The organism is Corynebacterium suranareeae, from assembly GCF_002355155.1.
In the GTDB taxonomy this organism is placed as follows: Bacteria; Actinomycetota; Actinomycetes; order Mycobacteriales; family Mycobacteriaceae; genus Corynebacterium; species Corynebacterium suranareeae.
Map to the genome: position 1 here is coordinate 1,475,473 of NZ_AP017369.1, position 11,219 is coordinate 1,486,691.

General features: G+C 48.3%; 8 protein-coding genes. 6 read left to right on the plus strand and 2 right to left on the minus strand.

Annotated features, from left to right (window positions below):
* Positions 1–314: 314 nt before the first annotated feature.
* The 3 genes from N24_RS06990 (at position 315) to mgrA (ending at position 6,458) form a co-directional block, all read left to right on the plus strand.
* Positions 315–4,412: a helix-turn-helix domain-containing protein gene (locus N24_RS06990; protein WP_096455555.1), complete on the plus strand. Its 4,098-nt coding sequence runs from the start codon at positions 315–317 to the stop codon at positions 4,410–4,412.
* A 256-nt stretch (positions 4,413–4,668) separates the two neighbouring features.
* Positions 4,669–5,247 (plus strand): NADPH-dependent F420 reductase, encoded by a 579-nt coding sequence (locus tag N24_RS06995; RefSeq protein WP_167382169.1) that lies wholly within the window; start codon positions 4,669–4,671, stop codon positions 5,245–5,247.
* 125 nt (positions 5,248–5,372) lie between these two features.
* Positions 5,373–6,458, plus strand: a complete 1,086-nt coding sequence (gene mgrA, locus N24_RS07000; RefSeq protein WP_096459890.1) for an L-glyceraldehyde 3-phosphate reductase — start codon at positions 5,373–5,375, stop codon at positions 6,456–6,458.
* Here mgrA and lysE read toward each other — a convergent pair.
* A complete protein-coding gene (lysE, locus tag N24_RS07005; RefSeq protein WP_096455559.1) occupies positions 6,455–7,165 on the minus strand; it encodes an L-lysine exporter in 711 nt (236 codons plus the stop codon). The two genes, mgrA and lysE, sit on opposite strands and share 4 nt — an antisense overlap.
* Positions 7,166–7,226: 61 nt before the next feature.
* On the opposite strand from lysE, the gene N24_RS07010 reads away from it, so the two are divergent.
* Positions 7,227–8,099: a LysR family transcriptional regulator ArgP gene (locus N24_RS07010; RefSeq protein WP_096455561.1), complete on the plus strand. Its 873-nt coding sequence runs from the start codon at positions 7,227–7,229 to the stop codon at positions 8,097–8,099.
* Here the strand turns inward: N24_RS07010 and N24_RS07015 are convergent, their stop codons facing one another.
* Positions 8,100–9,179: a glutathione S-transferase family protein gene (locus N24_RS07015; RefSeq protein ID WP_096455563.1), complete on the minus strand. Its 1,080-nt coding sequence runs from the start codon at positions 9,177–9,179 to the stop codon at positions 8,100–8,102. It abuts the gene before it with no gap.
* A gap of 134 nt (positions 9,180–9,313) precedes the next feature.
* Here N24_RS07015 and N24_RS07020 point away from each other — a divergent pair, with 134 nt between their 5' ends.
* Positions 9,314–10,060 carry an HNH endonuclease family protein gene (locus N24_RS07020; RefSeq protein WP_096455565.1) on the plus strand — a complete coding sequence of 249 codons (747 nt, stop codon included), beginning with the start codon at positions 9,314–9,316 and terminating at the stop codon, positions 10,058–10,060.
* A gap of 74 nt (positions 10,061–10,134) precedes the next feature.
* The gene (locus N24_RS07025) at positions 10,135–11,175 is read left to right on the plus strand and encodes a DoxX family membrane protein (protein WP_096455567.1); all 1,041 of its coding nucleotides are present in this window, start codon (positions 10,135–10,137) and stop codon (positions 11,173–11,175) included.
* The last annotated feature ends 44 nt before the right edge of the window (positions 11,176–11,219 follow it).

The window sequence follows — 11,219 nt, forward strand, 5'->3', positions numbered from 1 at the left end:
TCGCTAGCCGTTAAACCGTAGTGTAGGAAATTCTTATAAGAATTTCCTACACTACGGTTTTCGTGTGCCACCAAGTTATTGGTAATGGCTTGACATTTTGCCAGATCAAAATGTCAAAGACGACAAGGAAAGCACAAATTTGGCAATTCACAATAGGGAAATTTATTGCTTTGAAAACCTATGATCTAAGTCTGCCGAGTTTGGATGTCGTTTTGTAGTCTCACTATTGAAGCTGGGCTGTTATGTCAGACTGAAGCATGGTAGATCTTCGATAGTTTTACCAGTACGTGTGGCCAATTAAGTAATATTCGTTTATGGCTGCAAATATGGATGATGTTCCTTACCTAAAACTGGGTCAACTTATTCGATTATGTCGCGAGGCTCTCACAGTTAGCCAGTCAGCTCTGGCAGATCAGCTAGATGTCAAACAGCAAACAGTTGATGGGTGGGAAAAGGGTAGGTCGAGGCCCCGACGGACAGCGCTTTCAACACTTTCTCTTCACCTCGGAATCGAGGAGGATCAACTTGTTGAGGTTGGTGGATATCGAGTCTCAGATAATTCGATTTCTCTTCCAGTCACCCCGTTAACTCGTACGCTTCCGCTTGATAAATTGCCTGAGGAACGATTTGAAGACCTACTAGTAGAAATCATGCGGTTGATTTTTCCCAATGGTCAACCCCACCTGTTTGGCGGTCGAGGACACAAGCAAGATGGCATCGATATTCTTGTAACCAGCGAGGGCGTCAATCTCGGGACTGGTCAGTGCAAGAGACATAAGGAATTTGGCCCGGCAGCAGTTCGAAAGGCAATTGATGCTGTAACAATCGAAGCTCCCAAGAACTATTTGTTTCTCAGCCGTGAAATTGCCTCTCCACAGGCTCGAAAAGAAGCAAATCGACATCCCAAATGGGAGCTTTGGGATGGTCAAGATATTTCTAGATACATCAGGACATTATCTACGGAAGTGGCTGTGAGAATCGTAGATACCTACTTTCCAGGGTATCGAGAGCCTTTTCTGGGTGTTGCAAATCCAAGCCCGTGGCTATTCGCAGAAGAGTATTTTGATGTAACTTCGAACCCACTGTTTAACCATGGCTGGAATCTGGCAGGTCGAGAGAAGGAACTTGCCGAAGTCGCACTGTTGGCGTTCTCAAAAAACATGTCACTTTCAACTGTGATCGGGTCAGGTGGTCTTGGTAAGACACGATTTTTGAAAGCGCTCTGTGAACTTGCGCCATCTGATTTTCAAGTTCGGATACTTCCTGGTGACTCCCAAACATCGGTAGTAGATTTTGAATTACTCCCTCAAGTTTCAAATCTCACTGTGATGATTGATGATGTCCACGAGATAGCAAGTGTTTCCCAGATCATTTCGGGAATCTGGCGTCGCAACCCTAAGGCGAGCATAGTTCTTGCAGTAAGGCCTTATGGTCGGCAATATCTGAAAAGTGACCTGGAGCAAAATGGTCTTATTCCTGAATCTTCAGTCGAAGTAGAGCTCAAGGACTTAAGCTTCGAAGAAGCATCTGTACTTGCTCGTGAAGCTTTAGGTGAGGAAATTTCTGAAAGGGTAGTCCATCGACTTGCAGGACTCACAGCAGACTTTCCACTGATAACTGTTGTTGGTGGATCTCTAATCCGACAGAAGGAACTATCTCTTTTGTCGCTCGAACAAAGTGGAAATGTTCAATCAACGATCTTAAACAAGTTTAATGATGTACTTGTTACGGACCAATCAACTACTGACCCGTCTCTGAGACGAAAAGTCCTAGATGCTCTTTCTGTGCTTCAACCATTTAGATCAAATGACCAAACAGCCCGACAGTCTCTCGAGAATATTGTCGGAAAGCCATTTGACGAGATCCAAAGGCAATTACGAAGTCTCGAAGAAGCAGGTATTTTGCGACGTCGTGGCAGGTCAATTCGGATTGTGCCAGATCTCCTTGGAGATATTATATTGACGAGAGCAGCAATTGACGAACGAATATTTGAGAGTACCGGGTACCTTGAACGGATTGAACCTTTGATCCAGGGGGACAGCAGAGATCACCTCTTTGTTAATGCGAGTCGTGTTGACCACCAACTTCTAAACCAGGATAGGTCGAAAGAAGGACTGGCTGCTCCTCTGTGGGATTCCTTTAATAAGAGAATTATGGTTGCGGACTTGGTTGATCGATGTACTCTTCTCAAAACTCTTGAGAAAGTAGCATACTTTCAGCCAAAACGGGTGTTGGAGATAGTCCGGTGGGTTATTGACAATCCCACAAATGTTGTTCACGAAGAAAACCGAATTTGGTTGAGCATTTATGGAAATGATTACAGCGCAGTATTGAACACATTGCCCTCACTACTCAAGCGAGCCGCTTTTAACTCCGAGATACTTCCAGAAGCACTAAACATATTATGGACTTTGGCTCAACTCGATGAGTCTTCTACGTCAAGTCGTTCAGACAGCGCGCTGGATGCGATAAGACATCTTGCGAAAATGGAGTGCACAAAGCCGATATGGTTTATCGATCAAATAATTGATACTGCGTCCACGTGGTTTTCGGGAACGCAAAAAATTTCACCTTTTAAAGCACTAGAACCAATCTTGGCAACTGAAGCAGAAGAAGTTCTAGGTGACGGCTATGTCTATACATTTCGAACATATGGATTTGATCCTAAAGGAGTCGCGCAGGTTCGCCAGAAGGCTATCGACCTTGCATTCAACGAACTTTGTTCATTGAATCTTCAGCATGCTGGAGATGCCGTAAAATTTATTGGACTAGCGATTCAGTATTCCCCCGGGAGCATCAAAAACAAGAATTTTCATGACGGATGGACCGATATTTTTGTTGATATTATTTCAAGATTGGGAACTATCGTTATTGATAGCGAATTAGACCCTGCAATTATAGTTAGTATTCGGGAAATCCTACGTTGGCATGTGGCTTATGGCGCTGGATTGGCTCACGATGCAGCGAGAGACCTTGTAGATTCGCTCCCGGGCGACATAGAGTCAAGATTTGCTTTTGCACTTCATGGGAATTGGGAAGGTTTCTTCGACACCAGAAATGAAGAATTAAACTCAATTCATTTAGAGATTGATGCATATATTCAGAGTGTTATATTCGACCTAGCGCATCTAACTGAAATTGAAGTATTTGATCTTCTTACTGTACGGCTAAAAGCTGAAAAGGAGGTTTTTCAAAGCAGTGCAATTAGTTCTTATGCATTTTTAATGGCTGTTATTGAAAACCTGCCAGGTATTGTGCCAAAAATTCTTTCATCACTGCAAGATTCCCCCTCTTCGATTTATGATCCGCTACTTTCGATTATCTTAGGAACATACGCAGCAGTAGCTCCAGGAGCAGCATTCAATCATATTAAGAGTCTGATCTCAGGAGAGGCAGAACATAGACGTCTTGCAGCGGTTCAATCATTGGGGTGGCATCGATCCGGACGAGCTCTCCACCCTGGTGAACTGAACTTAATTATTGACTTGGCTAAAGACCCTGAACAGCTTGTTCGCTTGAGTATTGCTCAAGTTATTCCAGTATTAGCTCGTGAATCACCTCAAGAAGCGAAGCAAATTTTTGTTGCTTTTAGATTTGGAGAGGATGCTGTTTTGGCAGATAAGATTTTTGCTGCTTTTGATGAAAGAGCTGGTCTTTCGTGGAATGATTTCTCAAGTTCAGAACTTGACGTGATGCTTGAAGATCTGATTGTGTTACCTCGAATCGACTCTACTTGGGTAATTAAAGCTCTCGCAGACCGTTCAAAATTAGATCCAATTTGGATAGTGGATCTTTTGAAAGCACGGGTATTGAGAAGCGAAAGTGCTAATCGGGTCGATGGTTATAGAGCGTTGCCTTTTTCTTGGCAGGCTGAGCTCCAAATACGCGGTACTGACAAGTTCCTTCCCATTATTCATGAAGTTCTAGAATGGGTCGCGGAGATTCAAGATTCGACCTTTCAACGAGAGCAAAGGGCCGAGTTGTTTGCGGCGATTGTTAAAGATTTTGATGCTGAGATTGTTCAATTCTTGGTAGATGAAGTCGGAAAAAATAAAAAAGAGCTGACTAAAGCAATCGCCGCAGTTCTCAAGCAAGTCCCTAGAACATTCGTTTGGGAATATTCGGAATTTGTAGCTACAGCTTTGCGTTCTGCAAAATTGATGGGGAATGATGTACTTTCGGCTTTGATGCGAGCGTTGTGGGATGCGACGACTCTTGGTTCTCGCAGTGGAACAGTTGGTGAACCTTATCCTGAATCAATTGAGCAGCGTGACAGGTCGCAAGCGATCGCTAGTGCAATGAAAGTCGGCTCAATCGAGCGAGATTTCTATCTTAGATTGGCAGAAAGCGCTATAAGCGACATCAAGCGAGATGGTGAATCAGATTCGCCTCCAGATGGGAGGGATTGGTGAGGTGGCCTTTTGGCACAGTGTTGTATCTTGGATGTTATGCTTCAAAGCGCCTGTGAGCTGCTAAAAACCTCAATTAAAAAGATGTGCTCTCCTTCGGGGGAGCATTTCTTTTAAAGAATTTACTTGACAAGTCAAGCAATTTAGCGTTAAAGTAGGGACCATGATCAAAGAACTGCTCAACAAACTCTTTGGAAACAAAGACGTTTCCCCAGCAATGACTCAAACCGAAACCGCTACACACAAGGAGAACAACACAATGACCACTTACACCATCTTCGGCCGCGGCAACATGGCAACCGCTATCGCAGGCATCCTCACCAAGGGGGGCGCAACTGTAGAGCACATTGGTTCTGCAGATTCTGCTTCCGCAAAGATTAACGGTTCCGTTGTTATCCTCGCTGTTCCTTACCCAGCTGTTGATTCCATCATTGCAGCTCACAAGGATGAGCTTGCAGGCAAGACCGTTATTGACATCACCAACCCACTAAACTTTGAGACCTTCGATTCCCTCGTTGTTCCAGTCGGATCTTCCGCTACCGCTGAGATTCAAGCTAAGCTGCCACAGTCTCGCGTACTGAAGGCTTTCAACACCAACTTTGCAGCTACCTTGTCCACCGGAAAGATCGGTGATATCACTACCACCGTGCTGGTTGCAGGCGATGATGCAGATGCCAAGCACGCTCTGATTACTGATGTCAACGCTGGCGGCTTAGACGCACTTGATGCAGGTTCCCTCAAGCGCGTTCACGAGCTTGAAGCTGTTGGTTTCTTGCAGCTCACCCTTGCTGGTTCTGAGAAGATCAGCTGGACCGGCGGATTCGGCTTGGTTAAGTAAGTCGCATAATTCACCGCATTTAAAGCACGTTTAAAGCAGCCTTAAAGCAGTCAACCCACCTAGGATTGGCTGCTTTAAGCCTGCTTTATTCATTTACGTGGCACAAACGCGGCAAACTGAGCACAATGGCAGTCATGGCATATCAACCAGCAGACAATCGCTATGACAATATGATCTACCGCAAGGTAGGAAACTCCGGGCTGAAGCTTCCAGCAATTTCGCTTGGAATGTGGCACAACTTCGGTGATGATAAACCTCTAGCAACACAGCGCGACATTATTCACCGCGCGTTTGATAGGGGAGTCACCCACTTTGATTTAGCAAATAATTATGGCCCACCAGCAGGATCTGCAGAAACCAATTTTGGCAGGATCCTTCGCGAAGATCTGAAAAATTACCGCGATGAGCTGATCATTTCTTCCAAAGCTGGTTGGGATATGTGGCCCGGCCCTTATGGCTTTGGTGGTTCACGTAAATATTTGATGAGCTCCCTGGATCAGTCACTTGATCGTTTGGGCTTGGACTATGTAGATATTTTCTACCACCACCGCCCAGACCCAGAGACCCCTTTGGAAGAAACCATGTACGCATTGCGCGATATCGTGGCATCTGGAAAAGCGCTTTATGTAGGTATTTCTTCCTATGGGCCAGAGCTAACCGCAGAGGCTGCTGAGTTCATGGCAGAGGAGGGCTGCCCGCTGCTGATTCATCAGCCAAGTTATTCCATCATTAATCGGTGGGTGGAGGAGCCTGGCGATGACGGCGAAAGCTTGCTGCAGTCAGCTGCCAACAATGGACTTGGCGTCATTGCATTTTCACCGCTTGCGCAGGGTCTTTTGACTGATAAATACCTTGATGGCATTCCGGAAGGATCCAGGGCTAGCCAGGGTAAGTCTTTGTCAGAAGGTATGTTGAGCGTGGACAATATTGATATGGTCCGCAAGCTCAATGACATCGCCCAAGAACGCGGCCAATCCCTTGCTCAGATGGCTCTTGCCTGGGTTTTGCGTGAGCAGGGCGAATACGGTGCAGATACTGTGACCAGCGCGTTGATCGGTGCGTCATCAGTGCGCCAGCTGGACAATAGCCTTGATGCGCTGAATAATCTGGAGTTTTCTGAGGCCGAGTTAGAAGCAATTGATGAGATCTCCCATGATGCGGGAATCAATATCTGGGCTAAAGCCACTGACTCAAAAACTAGGGAAAACTAACCCAGGAGCATCAATTTGATGGCCAATGCGGTCATCACGATTGCCACGCCGACGTTGATCCAGCGCCACACTTTGGGGCTGGATAGCGGGCGTGACAGGGCTGCCGCGCCATAGCCAACCAGCGGGAACCAGATCAAGCTGGCTAAGAATGCGCCTGCCGCGAAAATCCAGCGTCCGGTTTCGCCGTACTGCGCGCCCACGCCACCGATAAAGACAAATGCGTCCAAGTACGCATTTGGGTTTAACCAGGTCAATACGATCGCCATCAGCATAGTCTTTACCCAAACACGCTGCTTTTCGACGCCCACCTTCACCCTTACACGGCTACGCGTGTCAGTGGCCACGGCCGAACCGCCATGAGGTGTGCCATCTGGAACTGTGGGTTCTGTTTCTTCGACGATCTTCGGTGCCTCAACTTTGTTGCCAATGGCATCTTTCGCTGCGATGACAGCAAACCACAGCAGATAGGCTATGCCGGCCCAGCGCATAATATCCAAAACGATCGGCGCAGCTGTAGATAATAGATCAACGCCCAAGGTGCCTGCGGTGAACAAGAAGACATCAGAAACTAAGCAGACAAGGATGACAGCCAAAAGGCCTTCGCGTTTAATTCCTTGTTTAATCACCAGTACATTCTGCGGACCGATGGACAGCAAAAGACTGGCCCCCAAAAGCAGACCTGTAATGAAGATTCCCATGTGATACATCGTCACCTATGAAAGTACTTAAGTAAAATGATTGGTTCTTAACATGGTTTAGAATTGCTTCATGAACCCTTTGCATTTGGAAACGCTGCTGTCCATCATCGATGAAGGCAGCTTCGAAGGCGCCTCCTTGGCTCTATCCATCTCACCCTCTGCTGTGAGCCAACGCGTTAAAGCGCTAGAACATCACGTCGGCCGAGTGCTGGTCTCTCGAACTCAGCCAGCAAAAGCCACAGAAGCAGGCGAAGTATTAGTGCAAGCGGCAAGGAAAATGGCCTTGTTGCAGGCAGAAACGAGAGCGCAGCTGTCAGGTAGGCTTGCTGAGATTCCACTGACCATCGCAATTAATGCGGATTCACTTTCTACGTGGTTTCCGCCAGCGTTCAACGAGGTGGCGTCCTGGGGTGGGGCAACCTTAACGCTGCGACTTGAAGATGAAGCGCACACACTATCGCTGCTTCGCCGTGGTGATGTCTTAGGCGCAGTCACCCGCGAAGCCAATCCAGTAGCCGGATGTGAAGTAATTGAATTAGGTACCATGCGCCATTTGGCAATCGCCACCCCAGCTTTGCGCGACGCGTACATGGTGGACGGAAAACTTGATTGGGCAGCGATGCCAGTGCTGCGCTTTGGGCCGAAAGATGTTCTTCAAGACAGAGACCTTGACGGGCGAGTGGAGGGACCCGTGGGACGGCGGAGAATTTCCATCGTGCCGTCCGCTGAAGGTTTTGGCGAAGCGGTGTCTAGAGGTCTTGGTTGGGGATTACTTCCAGAAGCTCAAGCAGCCCCCATGCTTGATGCGGGTGATGTGGTGATCTTAGATGGCACACCCATCGATACACCCATGTATTGGCAACGATGGCGCCTGGAATCTAGATCGCTAGCTAGACTCACAGACGCCGTTGTGGATGCTGCAATTGAAGGGTTGCGCCCTTAATTACTTCTGAAATGCTTCTGGATTTTTTACTTCCTCGCCAGCTGGAATTGGTCCAGGAAGTGTCACACCTTCAGCAAATGGGGATCCGCCGAGCTTTTCACGACCATGAGGTGTGGCAAAACCGGAAAGATCAGGACCCACTGGCACGATCTGGGTTGGATTGACCTCAGCGTGAGTGATGTAATAGTGTTGCTTGATCTCGGTGAAGTCGGTGGTGTCACCAAACCCAGGAGTCTGGAAAAGGTCACGAAGATAGCCCCAGAGATTTGGCATCTCGGTGATCTTGTTGCGACCACACTTAAAGTGTCCGTGGTAAACGGCATCAAAGCGAACGAGGGTGGGGTAGAGGCGGATATCGGCCTCGGTGATGTGATCGCCCATGAGGTAACGACGCGTCGATAAGCGTTCTTCTAGCCAGTCCAATGCAACCCAAAGGCGCTCGTACGCCTCGTTGTGTGCTTCCTGGCTACCGGCAAAGCCGGTCCGGTAAACGCCGTTGTTGACCTCGGTGAAGATGCGTTTCATCACCGGCGCCATCTCTTCGCGCAGTTCCTCGGGGTAGAGGTCAGGTGCGCCCTCGCGGTGGAACTGCTTCCACTCCAGATTGAAATCAATGGTGATCGAAGGGTAGTCATTGGTGACCACCTTCTTGGATGATTCCTCAACGATCGCAGGCACAGTGATGCCTCGAGGGTAATCGGGGAAACGGTTGAAGTAGGCATCCTGAAGTCGGGGAATCTGCAAGACCGGATCAAGGTGATTAGGGTCCAGGTCAAACGTCCAGGAACGAACGTCGTGGGTCGGGCCGGTAAGACCTAAAGAGATCACGTTTTCTAAGCCAAGGAGACGGCGAGTGATAACCGTGCGATGAGCCCAGGGGCATGCACGAGCTGCTACAAGACGGTAACGACCTGCCTCTACAGGCCAATGGAAAGTGCCGTCTTCTTGCGCTACTGGATCTGATCCTGCTGGAATATCGGCAACAATTCGGTCATCGATGTAGTTGGTATCGCGTACGAATTCGCCGTTTTGAGATGCATTTTGTGGGGCGCCAGCCCAGTCTGACGATGACTCTGCCATGTTAGTTGTCCTCTCAAAGAAATTTAGATGATATGTCAACAATATTACGTGCGGTGGGAAAAATCAATGAGGGAACAAATGTTCGGGGTGATGCTCAGTGATGTCGCAGGTGATTGCTAAGGTGTGAAACCATCATGTCCAGATCTCTCAATAAAACATCGATGCGCAGGTCAACTAAGAAAATTAAGGGCCTAATTTCGAGCATCATCACGGTAGTAGTCGCAGCAATCGCAGTCATTGCATTTGTGATCGACGGGGATGCTGATGAAATTCCCGTTGTCACAGAAACAACCACGGCAGAATCCCCGGCAATGGAATATCGAACCATGCTGGATTCTTTGGCTATTAAAGGCAGGGCACCAGCTACTGGGTATGAGAGAGAAAAATTTGGTTCCGCGTGGACCGATGATGTCACCGTGGCGTTTGGGCACAACGGCTGCGATACCCGAAATGACATTTTGCAACGAGACCTCACCGGCATCCAGCTCCGTGAAGGTACACACGGGTGCATCGTAGAAAACGGCACTCTTGACGATCCATTTTCTGGTGAAATCATTGACTTTGTCAGGGGAGAACGGTCAAGCGAAGTTCAAATTGATCACCTGGTACCACTGCATGATGCATGGGTGAAAGGTGCACAACAATGGGATGAACAAACCCGTAAAGACTTCGCCAATGATCCAGACAACCTTTTGGCTGTTAAAGGCTCACTAAACCAACAAAAAGGTGCTGGAGATGCTGCCACATGGCTTCCACCAAATAGGTCATTTAGGTGCGAATATGCTCAAAAAATCATTACGATCAAAGACCGCTATCAAGTGTGGGTCACCGAAGCTGAAGCCAGTGCGCTACACCGCCAATTAGACACCTGCACTGCATAACAGTCACATAGCATTTGGTGGCGCGCCGAAGTTATTTCCACCTCGGCGCAGTTAAATCGCATATTCTAGGGCACATGACTGACAACTCGCGAAATTCAAACAAGAATTATGATCAACCAGATCTTCATGATCTTGATGATGATTCATCCATCCCTACCTATAAAGGGGCATCACCATCCGCGAATTCCGCAACGGCGTCAGAGCGTCTCGGAAGCTTATACGATCGAACCGGACGAGCTGCTCCGCAAAATATCCCACCCGCTGCCCCTGCGACTCCGGCTTCTGACTCAACGGAAACCACCGCGTTTGAGCGTCCAGATAATCAAACAGCTAATGCAGCTGCAGGTTCTGACGCCCCAACGACTGTCACGCCAGCAGCCAGTGATTCTTTAGCCTCTGATGCGCCGACAACGTATCAGCAGAGCCAGCCCCCGGCTCCACCAACTCAAGTAACGAGACAGCTTAGCCGCCCTGAAGAACCAGCTTATGAGCCACAGCCTGTTTACTCTGAACCATATACTGATTCAGATTTTGCACCAGCTGGGGCTGCCGCTGTGGCTGAGCAACCAGTATTTGCAGAACAGCCACAAATTATCGAAGACGCCCGCCGCGGCACCCTCGATTTTGGTCTGTTAATTATCCGAGCTGTCATCGGCGTTTACCTCATCGTTCGCGGAGTCTTTACCTTCTTTACTCTCGGAGGCTCCGCAGGACTAGCTGGGCTTGAAGCAGATTTTGCCGGCTACCAATGGCCAGAAATCCTAGCGATCCTCCTGCCATCCATTGAGTTGGCAGCTGGTGTCTTCCTTCTACTTGGACTGATGACACCAGTCGCAGCTGCAGTTGCCACGGTCGCTACTTCCTTTACCACCCTTCATCAGGTCAACACCCATGAAGGTAGCTGGGGAGAACTCAGTGAACCATTGATGCTGGCACTAATTTTGACCATCGTTGTCATTGGTTTGCAGTTCACAGGGCCAGGAAAAATTTCACTTGATTCTGGTCGCGGCTGGGCAAAGCGTCCACTTGCAAGCTCCTGGATCTTCGTGATCATCGGAATCGCAGGTGCAGTATTGCTCTGGTGGTTTGGCGCAGGAGTCAATCCGATTGCGTAGCTGATTTTTAAGAAGAGACCCTCCTTGTGAGGGTCTTTTTCTGT